Origin of the sequence: Rickettsia bellii RML369-C (assembly GCF_000012385.1) — a bacterium.
Classification (GTDB): Bacteria; Pseudomonadota; Alphaproteobacteria; order Rickettsiales; family Rickettsiaceae; genus Rickettsia; species Rickettsia bellii.
On the sequence record NC_007940.1, the window covers coordinates 1,116,440 to 1,140,798 of the forward strand.

A 24,359-nucleotide genomic window follows, 5' to 3' on the forward strand; every position below is an offset into this window, starting at 1 on the left:
AATCTCATAAAACAGTACAATACTCCTGAGATTGCCACGCTCCTTTTAGTCGCTCGCAATGACATAAAAAATAAAATCAAGGATTACTAAATGGAATGGCATAACATACTCAAAGTCACTAGAAATATATTCGGTCATGCTATAATTCATCCGGTTGTTATTTTTAGTACCTTATGGATAAGTGGTGCATTTGTTGCAATCTTTACCAATGAAATTGGGACTCTTGGAGTAGATGTAACTGCTATAAATATTGCTTACAAATGGTCTTATTGGCTTGTTAGCGTTTGGGGACAATTAAAAATCTCTGATTATAACTATTTAAAATTAAAGCTACTTGCTTCACTTCTTGGTCCTGCTCTTGTCGTTATAATATTTTACATTAAAAACTTTGAGAGAATCAAATCGCTACAATTTTTTGAGCAACCTGAAAAAGTCTATGGTGATGCTAGGTGGGCAAGTCCTGCAGATGTTGAATCGGCTGGTCTTAGAGCTAAAAAAGGTATGCTAATCGGGGTTGATAGTGGTGGTTATTTTGTTGCTGATGGATTCCAGCACGCCTTATTATTTGCTCCTACCGGTTCTGGTAAAGGTGTGGGTTTTGTTATACCTAACCTATTATTTTGGTCTGATTCCGTAGTCGTTCATGATATAAAACTTGAAAACCATGGCTTAACGAGCGGTTGGCGTGAAAAACAAGGTCAGAAAGTCTTTGTATGGGAGCCATCTAACCCAGATGGTATTACTCACTGCTATAATCCGATTGACTGGGTTAGTACTAAGCCTGGGCAAATGGTTGATGACGTACAAAAAATTTCAAACCTTATCATGCCTGAAAAGGATTTCTGGAATAACGAAGCACGAAGCTTATTCTTGGGCGTAACTTTATATTTAATAGCTGATCCTGTTAAAACCAAATCCTTTGGTGAAGTGGTGCGTACCATGAGAAGTGACGATGTAGTATATAATCTGGCGGTCGTGCTTGATACTTTAGGCGGAATAATCCACCCTGTTGCATATATGAATATTGCAGCTTTCCTACAAAAAGCCGATAAAGAGCGTTCAGGTGTTATATCAACCATGAACTCATCACTTGAGTTATGGGCAAACCCATTAATTGACTCTGCTACTGCTTCTTCCGATTTTAATGTACAAGAATTCAAGAAAATAAAAACAACTGTATATGTAGGTCTTACTCCTGATAATATACAACGTTTGCAGAAATTAATGCAGGTATTTTATCAGCAAGCTACAGAGTTTTTAAGCCGAAAAATGCCTGATTTAAAAGAAGAACCTTACGGCGTGATGTTCTTACTTGATGAGTTCCCAACACTTGGTAAGATGGATACGTTCAAAGCAGGTATTGCTTATTTCAGGGGGTATAGAGTTCGTTTATTCTTAATTATTCAAGATACCCAGCAGCTAAAAGGAACATATGAAGATGCGGGTATGAACTCTTTCTTATCTAACTCAACATATCGTATTACCTTTGCTGCTAATAACTATGAAACTGCAAATTTAATATCACAATTAGTCGGTAATAAAACTGTAGAACAAAGATCATTCAGCAAACCTATATTTTTTGATCTTAATATTTCTACTAGAACACAAAATGTTTCTCAAGTTCAAAGGGCTTTACTTTTACCTCAAGAAGTAATACAGTTACCAAGAGACGAGCAGATTGTTTTAATAGAGTCTTTTCCTCCGATAAAATCTCGTAAGATTAAATATTTTGAGGATAAGTTTTTTACTAGTAGATTATTACCGCCGACTTTTGTACCTACTCAAGTACCTTTTGATCTGCGAGCAAATAATAATGAAACTTCTAATGAGACAGAAGAGGCTGCTGTTGCTCCAGAAAACAGTGAGTAATATATACCCAAATGATTTGAGTATAATTCTACTCTTAAAAGAAAAGAAGTATATACGAAGATGCGTTCAGCTATTATTGATATCGGTTCAAATGCTTTAAGAGCTGTAGTTTATGAAACCGATGAGCTTGGAGCTCCTGAAATTTTTAATTATAAATTCAAAAATTATTTAACCAATCTACTCAATTTAGATAATTTAGATATAAAACATCAAACATATTTATCTCTACAATATCTCACTCATATTTTTACTAAGCTTTCTGTTACTAATATCAGATGCGTTGCAACAGCTATACTCAGGGGACACCCAAAAGCAGAAGAATTTAAAGCAATAATCGAAAAGAAATTCAATATTGAAGTTGAGATTATCTCAGGTGAACGTGAAGCTTATTTAACCGCTGCCGGTTTAATTTCCGGAATTAGCGATGCTTCAGGTATTGTAGCTGATCTTGGTGGCGGCAGCTTAGAGCTTGCACAAATTGCGGATAAAAAAGTTGGTAAGTTAAAATCGCTACCGCTTGGCACACGGATTATTGCTAATAATAATTTTGATAATCTTGGGCTTATTACAGAATTAATTGAAAAAGAATTTGGTCTTGAGCATTATCCTAACCTATATTTAATCGGTGGTGCATTACGTTTAATGAGCCGAATATATATGGAATCTATTAATTACCCTCTTAAAAATTTACATAACTTTGAAATAAGCCGTGTAGAATTTGAATTATATTTGGAAAAATTATCACAAATCGATAAGTTAAAGCTTAGCTATTATGAACAAAAAGCGATTAATTATAACGCTGTTTTAGTAATAAAGGCGATGATTAAAGTGTTTTCTCCAGAGAAAATTATCATCTCAAATTATGGCTTAAAAGAAGGGGTAAGATTTGATTCACTACCGGATAATGAAAAAGAAAAAGATATTATTTATGAGCGAGTTAAGAGATTAGTAAAATTTGATAGAAATATATGTAAAATCGATCAATATATTGAAGCAGTAGAATATCTTTTAATTAATCCTGATACTACAACTCTAATAACGGTGGAGCTAGCTATAATGCTTGCTCAGTATAACAAAAATATCGATAAAACCCTTAGAGCTAATTTCGTTTCAGAATTTATTCTATCTTCAGATATTCCCTTTAGCCATAGACAGCGTCTAATGCTCGGTATTGCACTAACTGTTACTTATACTGCTAAAACTGATATGAATATTAATAAGATAGCTAAAAAAATGATCAGTAAAAGCGATTATTATAACAGCCATATTATCGGTTATTATATAAAAATTGCTAGAGAAATCGATGGTCCAGAATTTCAAGAACCCTCTTTCTCTATTAAGCTAAAAGATGACGAATTTTTACAAATTAATACTTCTATCCTCCCTAAACAAGTCTTCGGAAAAGTCCATGAACGCCTAAAGGATATAAGAAGTGCTAGAAAGAATATCAACCAAAGCTTTAGTGATTAGTATACTCATACCGCCACAGGATGATATAATATAATTTACATAAATTACATAAAATAGTATAATACATAAAGTATGATAATTTTATTAGGTTATAGATATGGCACAGATAGTTAAAGCAACAGAAGCCGTTCGTTCATTTTCCGATATTATTAACCGTGTTTATTATAAAGGCGAAAGCTTTGATATTCAAAAAGGTAATAATATCGTGGCACAAATTACACCTGTCGAAAATAAATCTTCTGTAAAAGTAAAAAATTTAGATGAACTTTTTAAAAATGGTCCACATCTCGACCCTGAGGATGCTGAACAATTTATGAAAGATGTTGATGATGTAAGACGTAGTACTAGAATAAACATTGAGGAGTTGTATCGTAAATGGGATTAATTGTTGATACCTCTATAATTATAGCTTTAGAAAGAGGAAAAATTAGTACTAAAGCATGGTCAAATTATGATCAAGCTTATATTAACCCTATTGTGTTAACTGAACTATTAATAGGAATAGATAGAGTTAAAGATGAAAATAAGCGTGGACAATGTTTAACTTTTATAGAATATGTAAAAAGCTTATTCACTCTACTACCTTTCGGTATTGAAGAAGCATATGTATATGCAAAAATTATAGATAATTTATATAAAGAACGCATAACTATTGGTGTTCATGATTTATTAATTGCAGCGACAGCAATAACTTATAATTATCCAATACTAACTTTAAATACAAAAGACTTTAAAAGAATTCCTGAACTAGAAGTATTAACAGTTCCGCTTAAAGATTAAAATGTTTCAAAACACTAAACTATCATTTTTTCTTGCTAATTTCGAGCTAGTGTTCGACTTTAGCACGCAAAACCAATTAATAGCGGTAGCATTTTTACTAATTACCGCTATTGCAAATTTATATGCGATTTCTCAAAATAGAAAACTTGAAAGTTTAATCGGTAGTTTATATTGCCTTTCATCTCTCATCTGCTTATTTTCAGGCGATTTTATCTCTATGATAATTTCGTTAGAATTTATGACAATTTTTGCCTGCATAATTGTTTTTATAGGAAGTTGTAGTGTAAAACATACTAGGCAATATTTCCTAACCCATTTATTTAGCAGCGGATTAATTCTAACTGGCATGAGCTTGTTAATTGATAAAACAGCTAATATAGCTTTTACTCCATTAACAACAGCGATATATAATTCTGAATTACCGGCAATATTAATACTTGCGGGCTGCCTAATAAACGCTTCAATTATTTTCTTCAATGGATGGGTAGTTAATTGTTATCCTAAAGCTTCAAGTAGTGGGATGATTTACCTACTTAGTTTTACTACTAAAATCGCATTAATCACAATATTTAAATTATTTAGTGGTCTTGAAATACTTAAATTTTGTGGCCTAGCTATGATCATTTATGGTTTAATATTTGCTTTAATAGAAAAAAACCTCAGAAGACTAATATGCTACCTCACTGTTTCACAGCTTGGTTTTATTTTAGCAGCTATAGGGATAAACTCTCCTAGAATATTATATCTTATTCCAATTTTTATATTTATGCATATATTATATAACGGAGTATTTGCTTTATATTTTGCTATTATAGAAGATTCAAACAAAATTAAAAATTACCAAGACCTTAAAACTACTAAATATAATCCTATTTTATTAATTGGATTTATACTTACCATATTAATATATAGCTCCATACTTCCAATTAATTCTTCCTATATTAAATTAGAACTAGTAAATGCTTTAAACGAAAACTACGTTATGATTTTCTTTAAAATAGCAACCTGTACTATATTATTTAGCTTGGTTTTTGAGGGGGTATTAGCATTATTGCAAGTGAGTAATAAAGAGGTAACACGTCATTGCGAGCGACTACAAGGAGCGTGGCAATCTCATTTTATTATCCTGAGATTGCTTCGTCAAAACTTACAGTTTTTCCTCGCAATGACGCCAGTTTATTTACTATACCTCTCTTCCTGCCTTATCACCCTAGCAATATGTGCATTTTATCCTGTTCAAATTTCTGATGTAAATAATAACTTATCAATTATCTTAATTGCATTCTTTCTAGCTTTACTATTTCGCTCATCACCACGTATTTTAACAAAAAATATTAACCTTGATCTATACCGCTATATACAAAAAATTATTTACTTCTGTATCACCAAATATAAAGAAACAAAAAGTGATGAAATAGAGGAAGATGAGTATTTAAATTTTAAAGCTTTCTGGCAAGATACTTTAAGTAAAATATCTACTTGGCATAATGGGCAAACTGCTATATTTATTATAGTATTGATGTTAGTTAGCTTGATTTTAGTACTGTAGTATACACTGTCATCCCGTGGCTTGACCACGGGATCCAGTAAAAAAATACAATTATAAAAAGCTCGATTTATCTCGCTTTATGCTGGATCCCGTGGACAAGCCACGGGATGACCAAAAACCCTATAACACTTATAAACATATGAAACCACCAATTGCCGACAAACAAAACTATAATAATGACGATTATCACTGGCTGCGTGATCCCAAATGGCCAGATGTACAAGATAATAAAATCCTAGATCATTTAAAAGCTGAAAATAAATATACCGAGCATTTTTTCACTGATTTACAAGATGATAAGGAAAAGATCTTTGAAGAATTAAAAGGACGCATTAAGCTAGATGATACATCCACATACACTAAGAAAAAGGATTATTACTATTACCATAGAGTAGAAGCAGATAAAAACTATCTAATATATTGCCGAAAATATAAAAATATAAATGCTCCTGAAGAGATAATATTAGACGTTAATCTTTTAAATACCGGTTTTACTGATGTTGGTGAAGTTGCAATGTCACCTGATCAAAATTTAATGGCTTATAGTGTCGATTTCACAGGTAATGAAAAATATGACATCAAAATATATGATCTCAAAGAACAAAAATATTTAGCTGATATAGTCAAAGAAGTAGCCCCTACTATAATCTGGCATGAGAAATTAAATGGCTTTTTCTATATTACTATTAATGAAAATCAATGCTGGGATAAAGTAATGTTTCATCGTTTAGGCGAGGATGCAACAAACGACAAGCTCATATTTGAAGTAAAGAACTCGGCTCATTTTGTTAGCAGTGAGAAATCTAGTAGCCGCAAATATTTATTTATTAATTCAGGTGATTACAATGGAAATGAAATTTATACAATTTCTATGCATGATGAGAGTTTTACGCCAAAATTAATACGACCTCTTGAGAGTCATATATTTTATGACGTAGCTCATCACGAGAATTATTTTTATATCAAAACTAATTATAAAGCTAAAAATTTCCGTATAGTCAAAGTTCCAGTAGATAACTTCCAGAACGATGATTGGCATAATGATTATATTAAGGAAGAGCAAGATAAATATTTGAAAGATTTTGATATAACAGAAAATTATTTTATTTTAAATTATCGTGATAATGGCTTACCGCTCGTCAAAATAAAAAGATTTAGAGACTCTTTAGAGAAAATCGTTTCCTTTCCTGACGAAAGCTTCCAAGCAAACGGCTATTCTACTAATTTCGATGAAGATGATATACGCTTAAACTACTCTTCTCTTGCAAGACCGAACACCACTTACAGCTATGATTTTGATAGCGATAAGCTAATAATATTAAAAGAGCAGGAAATACCATCTGGCTTTAATCCTGACGAGTATAAAGTAGAGCGAATATTTGCAGATAATCAGGGCGTTAAAGTTCCTATCACTCTCTTTTATAAAAAATCTCTATTCAAAAAAGATGGCTCAAATCCCTTATTTTTAATGGGTTATGGAGCTTATGGTATCGCAATGCCGGTTAATTTTAGAAATATGGCAGTTAGCCTTGCCGATAGAGGATTTATTTACGCAGTTGCTCATATTAGAGGTGGTGATGATCTCGGGCATGATTGGTATAAGGCTGCTAAATTTTTAAATAAAAAAAGAACTTTTGAAGATTTTATAGCTTGCTCAGAAACTCTAATTCAAGAAAAATATACAAGTATAAATAATATAGTAATAATGGGCGGTAGTGCTGGCGGTATGTTAATCGGCTATGTTCTTAATGAGAAACCAGAACTCTATAAAGTATCCGTCGCTTCACGTGCCATTTGTAGACGTTCTAAACACCATGCTTGATGAGACTCTACCCCTAACTCTTTTAGAATATAATGAATGGGGTAATCCAAAGGAAAAAGAATATTTTGACTATATCAAATCCTATTCGCCTTATGATAACGTGAAACCGCAAAACTACCCTGCTCTATTTGTTACTTGCGGTATATCAGACCCACGTGTAGGATATTGGGAACCGGCAAAATGGGTAGCAAAATTACGTGAATATAAAACTGATAATAACCTCTTATTGTTAAAAACAAATATGGATACGGGGCATAAAGGTTCTGCTGGTCGTTTCGACTATCTTAAAGAAACAGCTGAAGAGTTAGTATTTATTTTTAAGATGTTTGATGTAAGGGTTTAGTGTAGTTTATGTCATTCCTAGCTAAAAGCGGGAATCCAATCAATTATATTGTCATCCCGTGACTTGATCACGGGATCTTGTGCCATAGAATGTGTCCTAAGATACCGCAGTCAAGCCGCAGTATGACAGACTTTTTTCTGGATTCCCGCTTTTAGCTAGGAATGACATATAAGGTGCTTATTCGATCCACACCACCACCATGGCATGACACTCTATAAGGTTAAACATGTTTGACGATAAACTCAGTAAAGATTTGTTACTATCTGCTAGAGCTAATAATAATTTAGCTGTAATAAGAATATTACAAGATACAACCAGTGCAATTAACCCGAATCTACAAGATGAGAATGGAAAAACCGCCTTACATTGGGCAGTAATAAATTTAAATCCTCTTATAACTTGCTATATACTTAAAATCGAAAAAGTAAATGTTAATATTCAAGACAATACTGGCTTTACTGTTCTACATTATCTCGCTAAAACAATAAGTAATCTTAAATTTACCACTATCAATGGTTCTTTTTATAAAAGCAACAATTATAGCATTTTAAAAACTTTGTTTGAATATGGTATTGATGTTAATATCCAAGATAATAAAGGTAATACTGCTTTACATTATGCAATATGTAAGAATAATTTCTTTTTTATAGAAGAGTTATTATCCAATAATGCTAGTCCTTTTATTTTAAATAAAGCAGGTTTTTCTATCTTATATAAATTAAATACAAAAAATTGTAATTTTAAAGATGAAATTATAGAATCTTTACATTCTAAATACCCTGAATCAATTGAACTTGGACTAGTTGATAACAAAATTATTATTTATGATATACATAAATTACTTTATAATTTACCTTATTTTATGTATGAACATAATATTTTGATACTAGGAAATGATGCATAAAAATTATTTTGACCAAATAAAAAGACTACCACTTACTTTAATCCTACTCATTAGCCTAATTTGTTCTATTGGGTTTATTGTTCTTTATTCTGCTGCAAACAGCAATCTGCAACCTTGGGCACTTAAACAAATTGTGAATTTTTGTATATTCATGCCTATAGCTATAATCATTGCTTTAATTGATTTACGGATTATCTTTAGATTATCTTATATTTTCTATTTTTGCGTACTCGCTTTATTAGTTGCCGTAGAGCTTTTTGGCTCAACTGCCATGGGCGGAAAAAGATGGATAGATATCGGGATAGTAAAGCTGCAACCTTCCGAGCCGATAAAAATTGCCATAGTATTGATGTTAGCCCGATATTTTCACTCACTAACAGTGGATGATCTAAGTAAACTTCATAAAGTAATTATACCAATTATAGGCGTGCTAGTTCCAGCTTTTTTAATAATTAGAGAACCGGATCTTGGTACAGGTATGATTACTTTAATTGTCTCTAGCATTATATTTTTTGCAGTAGGTTTTAGAATAAAATATTTTATAATACTTGGAGTTACAGCCCTTGTTAGCTTACCTATCGCTTGGAATATGATGTATGATTATCAGAAAAAACGGGTAATGGTATTTTTAGATCCTGAACAAGACCCGCTAGGTGCTAGCTATAATATTATACAATCTAAAATCGCTATAGGCTCAGGGGGCTTTTTTGGGCTTGGGTTAAACCAAGGTAGTCAGAGTCATTTAGATTTCTTGCCCGAACATCAAACCGATTTTATTTTTGCTACTTTTGCTGAAGAATTCGGCTTTTTAGGCGGTATGTTTTTACTTGTGTTATATTTCTCACTTATAACTCTTTCCTTATTAATTGGCGTCAATTGTCGCACTGTTTTTAGCAAATTAATGGTCATAGGCATAACTGCCACGCTATTTAGTCACGTATTTATCAATATGGCTATGGTTATGGGATTAGTACCTGTAGTAGGAGTACCACTACCATTTATTTCTTATGGTGGTACAATGATGGCATCAATGTTGATGGGCTTTGGATTGGTTATGAATGCTCAAGTAAATGGGCATACTAACTTAACAAATATATGAGAGTTTGGTTTGACTATTATAACGAGCATGTTATAATAGTCACAAATATTATTTTTTATAACCACTTCTTCTTTTTAAAATATTTATAGGTAACGGCTATAGATATGACCATTAAAAACAAGGCTATAGGGTAGCCGTAAGGCGATTGAAGCTCAGGCATCATAGTAAAATTCATGCCGTAAATACTAGCTATTAAAGTAGGCGGCAGGAAAAATATAGTCACTAATGAGAAAAGCTTAACCATATTATTCTGCTCAATAGCAATCATACCAAGTGCTGCGTCTAAGGTTCTTGCGATCTCACTAGATATAAATTGTGAAAAATTAATTATTGAATCCACATCCCGAAGTAGTGTATCTAATAAATCTTTTGATGCTTTATTTTGACTTATTTGCGGGGATTTTAAAATATACTGAATAACCATAGTAAGTGAAAATAAACATTCACGACTTTTTGAAAGTAAATCACCTTTCTGTCCTATTTTCTTTAATATTCTTTTATGGTCTATTCGTAAATCATTTAAATTATTATCAAGTATCAAACGCCCATAATCATCAATATCCATACTAACAGATTGCACAACATTTGATAAGCCTGTTACCATATTACGAAGTAACATAAACAACATATGCTCTGCTGTATATTTATACGTCAACTGTTTAGCAAATTTATTAATACAATCATTGAAAGAGGTTAACTCTACATAACGAACAGTTATTAAATAAGATTTATGTAAGATAAATACTATAGAATGCGTTTCTGGAAATTTCTTCTCTTTATTAATAAGCTCTGTAATAGTTAGATATAATGCATCATTTTCCGTATATAATCTTTCTGAAATCTCAATTTGTGATATATCTTTTAATGTTGGTATATCTATATTTAATGAATTCTTTATCTCTTCTCTTTCTTCATTTGTAATATTAAATAAATCAATCCATAAAGTTGATTCATTAACAAGATACTCTTCTTTTTTTACTATAGCATTATTTTCTTTTAAATATGTGGTAATCATAACCTTAAGTAACAAATTTTATTATCAAGATTAGCAAAATTCTGTTTTTAAAGCAACTTAAAGCTATTATTCATAGAAATATAGAATATATAATAATATAAAAAAACAGTTTAAAGGAAAATGAAATGCAAGTTCTAAAACCAAAAATAAATACAAGATATTGTAGTATATGTGCAGGGTTACTATTTATCTTATATTTTGTCATATTCACCCAATTAGGAATATCTCTAAACGTGCTTATTGTGCTTTATTTAGCTATAACAACTTTCACTATACTAGGAGTTAAAATATTTTTTCACTGGATAGAATATTCCATTGATGAATATAAAGTCTCAAAAATCAATAATTTTATTACATATGAGAGAGTAGATATTAGATATCAAGATATAAAAGAAGTAAATTTGAAAATTGGACTTTTACAACGTTTTTGTAATCTTGGAACTATTTCTATGCTAAGTAATGCTACCATAGAAAAAGCCGGCATAACATTTTTCAATGTAGAAAATCCTCTTGAAATATACCAAGAAATACAAAATAGAATTGATCAGTGTAAAAAAGTAAATAATTAGACTTTCTTATATTATTGAGTTACTGCCCCTAATATAGTCAATTCAGTTGGATTAGCATACAAGGAGCGAGGAGCAACACCTATAAAAATAGGCGAGATGACGAACAAGGACGTAGGCTAGTTTAGATCAATTGACTATAAATGAAAAATTTTATTAGGTTCTGTAAATAAGTCATTAATTTATATTTTTAATTAAATATCTATTGCATTCTTAAAACCCTTTATTATGATTCTACCAATAGTTAATTTTTAATAGAATATTAAAAATCATAGAATTTAATAAGAGTTTAAATATGAAAGAATTAATAGAACTTTTAGAAAAAAAAGGTTTAAAAGAAAAAGCTGATAGTTTAAAAAATGGTAGTACTAAGCTTAATATTATAGGTAACAAAGTAGGAACATGGGGAGCAAAAGAAATTATATACATTTTTAAATTTGATAATTTAACTAAGCTTAATATTACCTATAGCGAAATAGGAAAAAGATGGTTAATATTAATTTTCTCCCTTCTCAAATTTCACGACTCTTTAAGAGTGCTTAATCTTTCTGATAACATAATTAAGAACGAAAAGGTAATAGTAGAAAAAACATGGTTACCTATGATTTTTAATGGTCTTAAATTTAATATATCATTAACTAAGCTTAACATTTCTAATAATTTAATAGGACAAGAAGAAACAAGAGTAATTTTTGATGCTTTAAAATTTCACAACTCTTTAACTGCTCTTGATATTTCCAATAACTTAATGGGAAAAGAAAGAGCAATATCAAATGCATTTTTCCTTAAATCTAATACTTCTTTAACTGAACTTAATATTGCCTCTAATAAAATAGGGAAAGAATGGACAACAGTAATTTTTGATGCCCTAAAATTTAATAAATCTTTAAGAGTACTTAATCTCTCTAATAACACATTAGAGAGAGAAAAAACAATAATAGTGACAAAATGGATAACAGCAATTTTTTACGCTCTTAAATCTAATAATTCTTTAACTACTCTCGATATTTCTAATAACTTAATAGGGAGAGAAGAAGCAATAGTAATTTTTAATGCTCTTAAATTTAACAAATCTTTAACTGAGCTTAATATTTCTTATAACTTAATCGAGAAAGAATGGATAGAGGCAGCTTTCAATGCTCTTAAATTTAATAACTCTTTAAGAGTACTAAATCTTTCTAATAACAAAATAGGAGAAAAAGAAATAGTAATTACGGATACGCTTAAATCTGGTAGCCCTTTAAATGAACTTGATATTACTAATAACTCACTACAATATTTTACTAAAATAGAGGAAAAAATCCAATATAACAATATCCAATATAACGAGCAATTAACAAGATTTATTTTGTTTCTAAAAAAAGCTTTTCCAGATAAAAATGAACAAATTAACACTATTAGAAATGATTCTTATGATATTTTTAAGATTGCAAGTGCTATAAAATTTTATAAAAAAGTTCCTAAGAAACTGTTAAAAGAATGTTTACAAGAACAAAAAATTGATAATTTTAAATTTACAATAGAAGCGATGAATAACTTTAAAAAAGCATATCCTTTTTTTATTGCCGGAATATGTATAAAAATGGAAATTATTGTTTCTGTAGATTATAGCATTATAATACCTAATGATATAACATTCCATATTGCTTCTTATTTAGAAAAGGAAAAATGGGGAATAGATGTTGAGGTTTTAGGAAAAAGTATATACCCCTAATAAATGAAAAATCTAAATTTTATTCATAACAAGTATTTAAAAGCTTTTTGGAGAAAAGTATAAAATACTCCTTTCCAAAGAGAAGAAGCTTACATCACTTCCCCTAAAACTTCTAGTTCATCATGTTGAGCCTTTTCATATCTATCCTTTATTTCTAATAACTCTGTCCATGTAGTTTTTATTTCCGGCAGTTCAGTAGGAAGATTTTTTGATATTTCATTTAAAGAATTTTGATCTTGTGAAGATAGCGGAAACTTTTGTATATTTTTGATTAAATTACAAAGCCCATTAGCCCATAAATTTTCTGATACATTATTAGTTTTGGTAATTTTATTGTACAAAGATTTAAGATATGGAAATACTACTTTGCAAGTATTTAAAGCTGTGGAAACAAATTGTAAATTATTAAGCCCTTTATTTATATCTACTATTTCCTTACTTACATCAACTATGAAAGATATATCGCTATATATTATAGCTACTGCTCCACCGCTAGCAATTGTAAGCTTTGTACTAGAATCTTGAGGCAGTTTAGAATATATGGCACTACCTATAGTATAAGCAGAAAAAGCAAGTTGGGTTAAGGGATTAACAGCAGATAAACCTACTATAGCTACTTTACCGGCAATAATAACTCCATTCATATAACTTTTATCTTCCATATAATCTTTAATAGAAGAAAGAATAGATGGAATTAAATGAATAGGTAAATTATATAAGTTAACCGACGGAAGTAGTGAAGCTACATAAACTACTGTACCAGTAACAGGGATAATAACTTTTAGGCTTGGGTTATCGTTATCTAAAAAACCAAAAGTATTTTTTACTATTTCGCAACTATTACCTATTTGTATTATAGTACTAGCATTTTGATTTAACGTGCTAATATGATTATTTCTATCATAAGGCAGAGATAATATTTCTGCTAAATTTTGCGGTTTCTTACAAACCTTAGCCCAAGCAGGTAGCTCTTTAATAGGTGTGTTATAGTAAACATTAGCACATCCACCAGAACTATCATTACGAATAACCATATTTACTTCATTTTGTCCATCAATACTTCTTACTATATGCTGTTTAAAAGGACCAGCTACATGATGGCATCCTTGATAAGAATTATACTGCTTCCAGACATTATTTTCTTCAACAATGATAGAACTAGATAAAGAGGCTATATTTTACCATTAAGCGATACGTATTTTTCGCCGATAAAAATATCATTTTTAGGTTGTTGCTTTGAATGGTAAATATTAGAAATACTATTTATCCCTTCTCTTATTGATCCTATTATATTATTAATAAACGAACCGCTCTTACTAGCACCCGAAGTTAAAAATTCTGCGTGATAACTAGCTTCATCTATATTAAATTCTGTTTTACTATAATGATTATACCTTATTTGGTGCATAGTTTGAGCTGTATTAATTAGGCTATCTATAAATTCTATTACAGATGTAGAGCTAAATGAAATTTGTTCTATAGCTTTTCTATATTCTGCTACTTTTTCTTTAGAGATAGATTTAAGCGGTAAGCTTTCATGTAAGATAAATTTATATTGGCTTAATAATTTATCATTAATACAATCTTTTAATTTTATTAGATCATTTGGAATGAGATTATAATTTTGTAAATATTGCATTTGCTCTAATAACGAAGCAAAACCTAAAGCTTTAGCAGTAGAAACATTTTTAATATTTTCTAATGCTATTAAATATTTTAATTCATTTATATCTAAACAATTTGCTTTATTACCAAGTTTATCTATATGTATATATGCCTCTTGTACTATTCCGGCTTGCAATAATTGAAATTGGAACGAATAATCGCTATTATGATAGATGATTATTGGTTCCAATAATTCTTCTAATCCCCAAAATTCAAATATATCAATATGTGAGGCATAAGTGTCGGAATATACTTTTGATATAATAAGTTCGTAACCATTTACATGTTTTAAAACCATATCTTCACTTTGTCTCTCAACTGTTATATCATTTGGATTAATATTCCAAAACCTCACTATTCCAATTTTTTTATTCTCTTCTGGAGTTGGATGCGAATCAGTATATATATCTTCTATATTATGAAATATTTCCTCATCCTGAGTAAAATCAAAATTATATACTGTAAATATATCAGGATTATTTAGATTTTTATGATTTAGTGTTAAGATATCTTGATTGATATGAGGTAATTTTATAGGATTTTTATAATCTATAGCTTTGTTATATTTATAGAACTTAAAATTTTTCCATGATTCATGGTCAGAGTAAAAATCTTTTAACACTATACTTGCTTGTAAACCGATAAGTCTATTAGTAGTTAAAAATATTAAATCATAATCTTTACGGTATATTTCATAATTAGTGTCTTCAATAACTGCTAATTTTGTATCGGATGATACTAAAAATACGTTTTTAGTATTACTTGCCCTATAGAAAGGAGCTAATATTAACCCTGTTTTTGGAGTATTAAATGGAATAAACCCGTTATATTCTTCATCTAATAACATTAAATGCTGATATTCTGCTCCTTTAAAATAATCTAAAACATCAACAATCTTAATACTATTTTTCTCTTGATTTGTTATTTTTAATTTTAAACTATTGCTTATATTAGCTATTTCCATACTACTTATACTATAAGGTATATACAGCACATCTAATTCTTGGTCGGTTGCTTTGTTATTAATATAAAATTTAGAATACCATAATAAAAATTCTGCTATATATATCGCCTTTCTCATTACCCTGAGCGTAAATTACCTGCTTGTTTAAACTTATAATATCTTTCCCGTCAGAACCTAAAATTATATTCTTCTTATTATCACTATCAAGCTGTAATATTTTGTTATAATCTTCTATATCAGGAGAGAAAAACGGTATTTCCATTACTGTTAGAATTTTATACCCTTCCTTAGAGCTAGTAATTTTCTTTAAATATTTTTGGTATTGTGATAGATTTTGTAATTCTTGCACTATACGCTTATCATCTTGATTTGGATAACGTACATCTAACTCAAAACGATTGATTATTTCGTTATTAGATAATTTAGGAATAACATGAGTACCATATTTGTCGAATAATATGTAGTTAGTGTTTTGATAATTTTTAAGTTTTAAAGTAAAAATCTTATCATTGCCCCAAGGACTGATATCAAAATATAAAATATCATCTTCCTTGGAATAATAAATCTTCTGACAATCTTTTAATAATACGATATCAGGAAATGTAACTGTTACATTACCTTTTACATCAATTTCTGATTTTGTATTATAATCACCAAATCCGCTAGTTTTAATATAAAAAAGATATTTTCCTACTTCTCCTGAGATATTACTATTTGGCCAAACTACAACATCATTACAATTCTTTATTTTATCAGGATAAAATGAATTATTGGCACCTCCTGTATTAACTAATATAGGACTTTGAAGTTTAGATTTTGAAACTAAGTCATTAGTATCACAAATAACAGTATCAGTATTATTTCTACTTCCATATATATTTATTTTTATCTTTTCATCAATTTGTTCTGCCCATATTGTAGATTTTCCATTACCAAACCTTATATTCATCAAACCGGATATCGGCACCGCAGAATTCCAAGAAATTTTAATATCTTCATTTGACAATTTTGAGATATCTATAATATTAGTTGAGTTATATGCAAATTTAATTCTACCTGTAAAATTTTTTTCTAAAAAAGCAAAATGATTAGTTGTATTTTTACCACCCCTTAATGTGCTATTACCCTCATGAATATAAAAAATATTATTCCACTCATTACTACCGATAATATAGCCTGATTTTATATATGCTAAATCATAAATAATTTTTGGGTTTTTAGAAAAACTATTTGCTTGCGACTGAATGACTACGGCATTTTCACAATAATATTTACTATCTTTTGAATTATTACTTTCTTCTGAATACTCATAATTATTGTTTGTTTTCTTTGGTAAGCAAATCATATCTGCTTCTGAACGTTTTTTAGGTAAAAATCTCGATAAGCTATATTTTTTATTATGAGGTTTACTCATATCAATTACGGAGGAAGAAGAACAAAGCTTAGTATTTGTTTTTTCAACTTCTACTTCTCTATAATTTTTGCTTATAAGATTTGGTTTAACAAGCGGTCCTGGTGTTACAATTTCTTTAACTTTAACTGTCTCTAAAAATATTTCACCTAACCCAAATCCATAAGCTACGATATCGACATTATTGGATAAAGCCTGGAAATTCGCAAATGCTTGTTCCGTCAATTTATCTATATATTTTACGCGAGCAGCTAATTCTGTTATATCCTCATGCATTGGATATGATAAAAAACTACGCCAAAAAATACTCCAATTTTCATTATGAGTTGTGTCGTACTTTTCTTCATATTCTATAATATTACTAACACCGTTATATATACCCTGCCCAATCATTAATACAGTACCAACTACAATACCTGCAATAGGATTAGCAACAAAAACTATACCGCTTATAAAAGATACAGATGAAAAAGTTATGGAAGCTATAGAGTCTCTTATTTCTTTATCACTACATTTAGTATCTATTGCTGATAGACATTCGTTTAATTTTACTGATGCTAAGGTTATATCTACAATATCAAATGCTCCTGCTATAGCACCAGCAGCACCTTTTGCAAATTTTACAGCATATTTTCCTGCTCCTACTTTAATTATAAATTCCGGTTTTATAAATTTGAAACGGGTTAGTTTACTTGCAATATTTCCAGCATTATTTAGGGATTTAATAGTATATTTAACTGCTATATTTTCTATAGGTTGCGATAAGAATGAGTAGCTAAATCCTGCCAAACCCAACATACATTCTTTAGTTGCATCATCTTGGACGCATGTTTGGCTAATACTATGAAGAGAGTTTATTAATTGTATATGACCTGCTGCATTTAATAATTTATTTCCTAAAGCCTTTCCATACTGCTTACTATGAATATTAGGCATAATTTCTTGAATATGTACGCTTTCTAAATATTTATCATACCCACCATACTGCCCTATTTGATATTTTAATTGATCATAGTCTTTCCCTGTTACTATTTGTATTTTGGAATTTTCTAATAAAGAAAATTGTTCAATTGCTTGTAAGCTAAATTTATTTTGGCTTATATCTAAGATAGGTAATTTATTTAAATTGATTAATGATAAGGCATCTTTAATATCCAATTTATTATTACGAATACTTAATTCTTTTAAATTCGGAAAATTTCCTGAATATAATATTGCTTCAAGACCATTCATTCCTATATTGTTATTATCAAGAATAAGTGTTTTAACTTTATTAAGATTTATCTTTGTTAATTTTTTTATATCTTTATTTTGGAAATTATAGCCTGATAAATCTAAAATTTCTTTTTCTGAAAAGTTTTTTATACCTGGTACTTTACCTTTCAATAACTCTTGATAATCTGTGCTAATTTGATTTGGGTTGAGATTTAATTGGTTGACTGCTTTTTTAGGTAAAGGATTTGCTAGTACATAACAATTATGGTGAAGATTAATACCATTAGCTGAAAAGAATTGTTTAATAAAACTACTAAATTCTGGATATGTTAAGTCAGCCTTAAGCGTAAATATTTCATTATAATTTATGGATTTACTATATAATTTATATTGATTATTTTCTTTAAACAATAATATAGTATGCTCTCCATTACTGTATAATGCAGGTAATTGTTTAGGGAAATCCTTTTTACTTATTGCTTTTAAACTATTTTCATCTATATATTTCTTTCTAAAGTTCGAGGCTTTTCTTGATAATAAATCAAGTTTTCTCTGCTCAACCTTACTATGGTTTTCTTTTGTTTCATCTAGCAGCTTACTAAGATTTGTTATATATTTTAAGTTATGACTCTGCTTAGGTTCTACCATAAAAGCATAATCTAAATATTGATTAATAATATGTTCATTATCAGGTAACGGTTGATATAAAGGCTTAAATTTTGTACAAGGATCAGTAGAACGCTTTTGTTTGCTACTACAAGCTGTAGCTGTTTTAGTTGTTATTTTTTCAAGAGAATCAGTAAGTGAGTCTATATTTTCTTTATGTAACTTATTATATGCGTCAGTAGTACTCTCAATTGTTTCACCTATATCTCTTCTAAAATCACTTAATTTATTTAATAACTCCTCAGCTTCCGGTAATGTAGCTAATTTATTTACAAGGAAATCAGCTTGTCTTTGTAATTCATTTAGATATTTAGATTCTAATACAGATTTCCATACATTAGGATTTTTACTATTTAATATATTGTCAGATAATTTATATTTATTTTCTACAGGTACATTATACGGGCTGGCAGCATAGACAAAAGCTTGCACTCCATCATGATGTATAGCTTCAATTTCTGCAGTGCACCCCGCACAAGTAGAAGGTGGGTACATATTATTAGGTGCTAAGCCTATATTTATTTTTAATATTTGTGAGGATTTGTGTTTTACAGTTTTTATTATTTCCTATTGACTTTTATATAAAAAGGTATAAGTTCTTTACAATTTAATTTTTTGTAAAGAAATTATGTTAAAATATGCACAAGAGCAAAAAAGCTTAACACGGGAACAAAAGCAAGCCATAGGTTTATTATCAATAGGTACATTCCTAGAATATTTTGACCTAATGCTATGCATATGGCAGTACTTCTTAATAAAATATTCTTTTCTCCAGATAATTCTTACTCTATTAAAGTACTTTCTGCTTTTGCTTATTGTTCAACTTTTATATTTAGACCTTTTGGTGCTTTATTGTTTGGCTGGATAGGTGATAATATAGGGCGTAAGCCGGTAATTTTAATAGCAACTTTTTTAATGGCTTGTACCTGTATAGGTATTGCTGTACTTCCTTCTTATGATGAAATAGGATTTACTGCAACAGTACTAATTACACTTTTTCGTGCTATTCAAGGTATTTCTTCTGCTACAGAAGTTACAGGGGCTCAACTTTACATTACTGAAATGGTAAAACCCCCCTTACAATACCCTGCGGTAGCATCAACCACAATTTTTAGTACATTAGGAACTTTAGCAGCACTTGGTATAGCAGCTATTGTAACTTCAGGAAATTTTAATTGGCGTTATGCTTTTCTATTTGGAGCATTTGTAGCGGTCACTGGTCTGATGGCAAGAACAACATTAAAAGAAACTCGGGATTTTATTGATGCTAAGAGACGGATAAAATTAAGTTTAGAAAAAACCGGCATAGACCCAAAAAAAATTGAGAGTAATAGCATTATAAAAGAAAAAACAAACTTTAAAACTTTCATTTCTTATTTTGCAATACAATGTACATGGCCTGTATGGTCTTATTTTGGATATTTTTATTGTGGAAATATTCTAACAGAAAATTTTGGATATAGTCCTGCTGAAGTTATTCATCATAATTTTTTTATTTCCATGATAGAACTTACAGGTACTATATTATTAGTATATTTAAGTTATAAAATTTATCCTTTAAAAATATTAAGAGCAACATTTTACATTCTTATAGTATTTTTTTGCTTTTCACCTGTGATAATGCAGAATTTGACACCCTCTTATATAATGTTAATACAAGTATATTTTCTTGTATTTGCTCCTGGTTATTTTCCGGCTACAGCAATTTTTTATAAACATTTTCCCGTCTTCAAACGCTTTATGCATACTAGCTTCATATTTGCTATGTCACGTGCGTTAATGTATATTATAACATCATTCGGTCTTGCATATTTAACAGAATATTTTGGTTACTGGGGAATACTAATGATTATGATACCAGTAACGATAGGCTATTATTTGGGGTTGCGTCACTTTGAGAATTTAGAAAAGAATATGATATATTAATTTTATTGGAATTAGGCGAAAAATTATTGTTAATAAAATTGTAACATATATTAAATAAATAATTTTCTATAGTTTTAGTTTCAAAATATACAGCCGTAACTAAAAAACAAGATAAAGTCTCTTCAATAATTTTTCGTGCTTTCTCGGGCGATTTAGCACCCAATGTTTGTATATTATGTATTCTATCAAATAATTTTATTAATACTGTATCATATCTTTTTTGTTTAGCTAGCAAATTCAGACTTTCTTCTGCACTAATCTTGCCATAAGATTTAATATGGGTTAAGCCCTCAACGTGTCGTGCAACTTCTTCCCCAAAGATTTTAGCAATCATTTCCTCTGTAAGTTCTGTATCTTCAATAGTATCATGAAGTAGTGCTGCTTGTATCATTACAGCATTGTAAAGCTTAGGTACTTCCATTGCTGTAAACTCTGCAAGCATAATTGCCACTTCGATTGGGTGAGAATAATAAGGATCACCTGACTTACGCATTTGTAAGCCATGATACTTTCGGGCATAATAAATACCCTTTTTGACTTCGAGGGGATCTATAGGATTATTTACTTTGGTGTTTAGATATTCGAGTTTATCAAGTAGTTTTTTAGCATAAATACAGCTTTCAAACTTTTCTTTCCAACGGCTTAAATCTTCCATAAAAGTTACATTTAAATTTATTAAAGAATTTTTTATAACAGTTTCTACTTAAAATTAAAAGTGAGAAATTGCAATAATAAATATTTTTAAAACTTTGTGTGGCAAAAATAAACTAGCTTATATACCTTAATATGACTAGCAAAATAATATTAATTTGGTGCTACGTTAATTAACTAACTTTAAAATAATAACCAACAAAAAGAATTTTTATTAAAAACTAGCGATGCAACTAATAATTGTATTTATAAACTTCAAACTTTAATCAATTCATAGCTATAGTTAAAGTTTTCAAAAGCTTTTTTTAAGTGAAAAAAGTAGTCGGCGGTAATTCTACTACCTATAAACGCTGTTTTTGGTTTAAGAAAAATTTTGTTATTTATCTGGTCCTTTGTCGTTAATTCTAACTTACTAAACCAAGCTATATCAACCATTTTTCCACAAGAATATATTAAATACTCCCTAACTTTACGCCATATGTCGTCAAGTCCAACAAGTGCCGTTTCAATATAACTTTCAACACTTAATTCTTGCGTTTGTTTGACAATTGGTTTAGCGGCACTAGTATAAATTACCTTAAGGTGCTTTACTTTTTTAGCTCCATAAACAGCTTGTATTTGGTTTAGTAAAATTCTTTTGATATGTTCAGATAAAGAAATATTATATTTTAGTTTTAGCGTATATTCTTCCATTTCAATTTCTTCAGGAAATATACTTGCTTGCAGTATTTTATAAGCATCATTTGGTTCAAATACTGCAGCTATTTTACGCTTTAATTGTGCTTCAGCCCTAGTGTCGCTACTAAGTTCTATTTCCTTTAAATATGTTTCTATTTTTTTTGTCTTATGGTCATATTCAAAGCTAAAATCTTCACTATTAGCCGTAACAGTGTCACGTTTTTCGTTTATTAAAGCTTTAGCCATATAATTTAACAATTTTTCTTTTGTGCTAAAACGATTATTAGGCTTATTATCAGCAAGTTTTAACAATAATTTATTCATAAATCTTAAGTTAAAATCACGACCTGACTTTGATCTTAGCCACTGTTCATCTTCCTCGGTCAATGGATGAAATTCTTCCGTTTTCTTCATAACACCTGAAGAAGTAGCCTGATTTATTACTTTCGGCTCTAAACTTTCATTTTTACTTTTAGAAATTAGCGTGTTATCCAAATCATTTATATTTTCGTTGCTTAAATTTCCTTTATCAAAAATATCATTTTCAAAATCAGCTTCTTCATATCTAGATTTATTATTATCTATTATATTGTGTGGGTGAAAATTATTTCGGGCAACCCCGAAATAATTTTCAGGTTGACCTGAAATTTTTTGCGGGTAGGGTACAAAATTTTTTACAAGCTTGATACTTAAAATATTGCGATATTTAGTATATTGTTCAGTCATATTAATTAAAGCAACTTTAATATAGCCACTTTTTTCAAGTTCTACTAAACATTGTCTTATACGTCGTTGACAAAGCCCAAGAAGTTTCTCAAAATAATAGTAAGTTTCCTGTAATTCATTTGATAAATTTATGCCATTACTATTTATTTCTTCAGCTTTATCTTCTATATAAGGCATTCGTGAAACCACAAGCGATAAAATTTGCCTTGCGGTTTTGCTCAAAATTTTTCCACTACTAGAAGTTAAATTTTTCCATTCAGGCGGTATAAAATTCCCTACTATATCGTAAAAAATTGTATCGTTGGAAGACTCTGACAAAGAAAAAGGAGCAACTATTTTATTCATAGTTCCTCCATTTTATTGAGGGAAAACCAGCATAAAGCCAGCATATACCCAGCATATAAAAAATATATATAAGGTAAGGATGTGTTAGAAAACTGATTATAATATGGTGGGCGATGACAGACTCGAACTGCCGACCCTCTCGGTGTAAACGAGATGCTCTACCAACTGAGCTAATCGCCCTATATTATTAACTTAAAGTTAATTAGATAAAATACAATGAAGAATAAATTTATTAAATAGAAACTAAAATTAAAAAATAACATAATTATTTTTATGATTTAAATTTAATTCATAGTTTTTATTTTTTTTGATAATTTACTGATTTTTCTTGATGCAGTATTTAACTTAATTATATTTTTTTTCACACCTTGCATTATCTTAGATTGTGCAATTACTAAAGCTGAGTTAGCTTCTTCTTTATTACCTTGATTAATTTCATGTAAAACCTTTTTCACAAAAGTTTTTATTGCACTAGCTCTTCTTTTATTAACTAAGGTTTTTTTTACTGTTTGTCTTGCAGCTTTCTTTGCTGAAGAATGATTAGCCATTATTTAGTCCCTTTATTACTTTTAATATCTTCTTTGCTATTATCTTGAGGTATATTTCCTTTAGCATTAATATCTCTATCTACAAATTCAATATATGCGATTGGAGCTAAATCACCATAGCGAAATCCGGCTTTTACTATTCTAGTATATCCACCTGGTCTATCTTTGTATCTAACACCTAAAACATCTATAAGCTTCTCGATTGCTTTTTTATCTTTTATTTTTGATAGAATATTTCTTCTTGCTGCTAAGTTATTATCCTTAGCCTTAGTAACTAGAACTTCGATATAAGGTCTTAATTCTTTAGCTTTTGGCAAAGTAGTTTTTATTTGCTCATGAGTAACAAGTGATACTGCCATATTAGCAAGCATTGCTTTCCTATGGCTACTTGTTACATTTAATTTTCTACCTTTAATTTTATGTCGCATCTCTA

18 protein-coding genes, 1 tRNA gene and 1 pseudogene are annotated in these 24,359 nt (G+C 29.6%); 11 read left to right on the forward strand and 9 right to left on the reverse strand.

Features of this window, described 5'->3' with window-relative positions:
* Nucleotides 1-90 precede the first annotated feature (90 nt).
* From RBE_RS05290 to rodA, 8 genes and pseudogenes are all read left to right on the forward strand, one after another.
* Nucleotides 91-1,869, forward strand: a complete 1,779-nt coding sequence (locus tag RBE_RS05290) for a type IV secretory system conjugative DNA transfer family protein (RefSeq protein ID WP_011477677.1) — start codon at nucleotides 91-93, stop codon at nucleotides 1,867-1,869.
* A gap of 60 nt (nucleotides 1,870-1,929) precedes the next feature.
* A complete protein-coding gene (locus RBE_RS05295) occupies nucleotides 1,930-3,339 on the forward strand; it encodes a Ppx/GppA phosphatase family protein (protein WP_011477678.1) in 1,410 nt (469 codons plus the stop codon).
* A 97-nt stretch (nucleotides 3,340-3,436) separates the two neighbouring features.
* Nucleotides 3,437-3,724, forward strand: coding sequence for a type II toxin-antitoxin system antitoxin VapB (vapB, locus tag RBE_RS05300; protein ID WP_011477679.1), 288 nt, complete (start codon nucleotides 3,437-3,439; stop codon nucleotides 3,722-3,724).
* Nucleotides 3,715-4,119: a ribonuclease VapC gene (gene vapC, locus RBE_RS05305; RefSeq protein ID WP_011477680.1), complete on the forward strand. Its 405-nt coding sequence runs from the start codon at nucleotides 3,715-3,717 to the stop codon at nucleotides 4,117-4,119. The genes vapB and vapC overlap by 10 nt, the downstream gene beginning before the upstream one ends.
* 1 nt (nucleotide 4,120) lies before the next feature.
* Nucleotides 4,121-5,668, forward strand: a complete 1,548-nt coding sequence (locus tag RBE_RS05310; protein ID WP_011477681.1) for a proton-conducting transporter membrane subunit — start codon at nucleotides 4,121-4,123, stop codon at nucleotides 5,666-5,668.
* 139 nt (nucleotides 5,669-5,807) lie between these two features.
* A pseudogene (locus RBE_RS05315) lies at nucleotides 5,808-7,833 on the forward strand (S9 family peptidase).
* Between the two features lie 226 nt (nucleotides 7,834-8,059).
* A complete protein-coding gene (locus RBE_RS05325) occupies nucleotides 8,060-8,737 on the forward strand; it encodes an ankyrin repeat domain-containing protein (RefSeq protein ID WP_011477684.1) in 678 nt (225 codons plus the stop codon).
* On the forward strand, nucleotides 8,730-9,836 hold the full coding sequence (gene rodA / locus RBE_RS05330) for a rod shape-determining protein RodA (RefSeq protein WP_011477685.1): 1,107 nt from the start codon (nucleotides 8,730-8,732) through the stop codon (nucleotides 9,834-9,836). Before RBE_RS05325 ends, rodA begins: the two co-directional genes overlap by 8 nt.
* 55 nt (nucleotides 9,837-9,891) lie before the next feature.
* On the opposite strand, the gene RBE_RS05335 is transcribed toward rodA, so the two are convergent.
* The gene (locus RBE_RS05335) at nucleotides 9,892-10,851 is read right to left on the reverse strand and encodes a magnesium transporter CorA family protein (protein ID WP_011477686.1); all 960 of its coding nucleotides are present in this window, start codon (nucleotides 10,849-10,851) and stop codon (nucleotides 9,892-9,894) included.
* A 125-nt stretch (nucleotides 10,852-10,976) separates the two neighbouring features.
* Between RBE_RS05335 and RBE_RS05340 the strand changes: the two genes are divergently transcribed.
* Together RBE_RS05340 and RBE_RS05345 are read left to right on the forward strand one after the other, a co-directional pair.
* A complete protein-coding gene (locus tag RBE_RS05340; RefSeq protein ID WP_011477687.1) occupies nucleotides 10,977-11,420 on the forward strand; it encodes a PH domain-containing protein in 444 nt (147 codons plus the stop codon).
* 292 nt (nucleotides 11,421-11,712) lie between these two features.
* On the forward strand, nucleotides 11,713-13,131 hold the full coding sequence (locus RBE_RS05345; RefSeq protein WP_011477688.1) for a hypothetical protein: 1,419 nt from the start codon (nucleotides 11,713-11,715) through the stop codon (nucleotides 13,129-13,131).
* A gap of 89 nt (nucleotides 13,132-13,220) precedes the next feature.
* Here the strand turns inward: RBE_RS05345 and RBE_RS05350 are convergent, their stop codons facing one another.
* The 3 genes from RBE_RS05350 to RBE_RS05360 all read right to left on the reverse strand — a co-directional run bounded on the left by RBE_RS05350 (nucleotide 13,221) and on the right by RBE_RS05360 (nucleotide 19,547).
* Nucleotides 13,221-14,165, reverse strand: coding sequence for a hypothetical protein (locus RBE_RS05350; RefSeq protein WP_011477689.1), 945 nt, complete (start codon nucleotides 14,163-14,165; stop codon nucleotides 13,221-13,223).
* A gap of 137 nt (nucleotides 14,166-14,302) precedes the next feature.
* Entirely contained in the window at nucleotides 14,303-15,877 is a 1,575-nt protein-coding gene (locus RBE_RS05355; protein WP_011477690.1) for a hypothetical protein, read from the reverse strand.
* Nucleotides 15,831-19,547, reverse strand: a complete 3,717-nt coding sequence (locus tag RBE_RS05360) for a leucine-rich repeat domain-containing protein (protein ID WP_011477691.1) — start codon at nucleotides 19,545-19,547, stop codon at nucleotides 15,831-15,833. The genes RBE_RS05355 and RBE_RS05360 overlap by 47 nt, the downstream gene beginning before the upstream one ends.
* Before the next feature lie 243 nt (nucleotides 19,548-19,790).
* On the opposite strand from RBE_RS05360, the gene RBE_RS05365 reads away from it, so the two are divergent.
* Entirely contained in the window at nucleotides 19,791-20,978 is a 1,188-nt protein-coding gene (locus RBE_RS05365) for an MFS transporter (protein ID WP_081423355.1), read from the forward strand.
* Here RBE_RS05365 and RBE_RS05370 read toward each other — a convergent pair.
* The 5 genes from RBE_RS05370 to rplQ form a co-directional block, all read right to left on the reverse strand.
* Complete coding sequence (locus tag RBE_RS05370; protein ID WP_011477693.1) at nucleotides 20,902-21,633, reverse strand: HD domain-containing protein; 732 nt, start codon at nucleotides 21,631-21,633, stop codon at nucleotides 20,902-20,904. The genes RBE_RS05365 and RBE_RS05370 overlap by 77 nt on opposite strands.
* A gap of 251 nt (nucleotides 21,634-21,884) precedes the next feature.
* Nucleotides 21,885-23,378: a chromosome replication initiator DnaA gene (locus tag RBE_RS05375; RefSeq protein WP_011477694.1), complete on the reverse strand. Its 1,494-nt coding sequence runs from the start codon at nucleotides 23,376-23,378 to the stop codon at nucleotides 21,885-21,887.
* Between the two features lie 104 nt (nucleotides 23,379-23,482).
* Nucleotides 23,483-23,558: transfer RNA gene (locus RBE_RS05380), tRNA-Val, on the reverse strand.
* A 104-nt stretch (nucleotides 23,559-23,662) separates the two neighbouring features.
* Nucleotides 23,663-23,926 carry a 30S ribosomal protein S20 gene (rpsT, locus tag RBE_RS05385; protein ID WP_011477695.1) on the reverse strand — a complete coding sequence of 88 codons (264 nt, stop codon included), beginning with the start codon at nucleotides 23,924-23,926 and terminating at the stop codon, nucleotides 23,663-23,665.
* On the reverse strand, nucleotides 23,926-24,354 hold the full coding sequence (gene rplQ / locus RBE_RS05390; protein ID WP_011477696.1) for a 50S ribosomal protein L17: 429 nt from the start codon (nucleotides 24,352-24,354) through the stop codon (nucleotides 23,926-23,928). The genes rpsT and rplQ overlap by 1 nt, the downstream gene beginning before the upstream one ends.
* Between the last annotated feature and the right edge of the window lie 5 nt (nucleotides 24,355-24,359).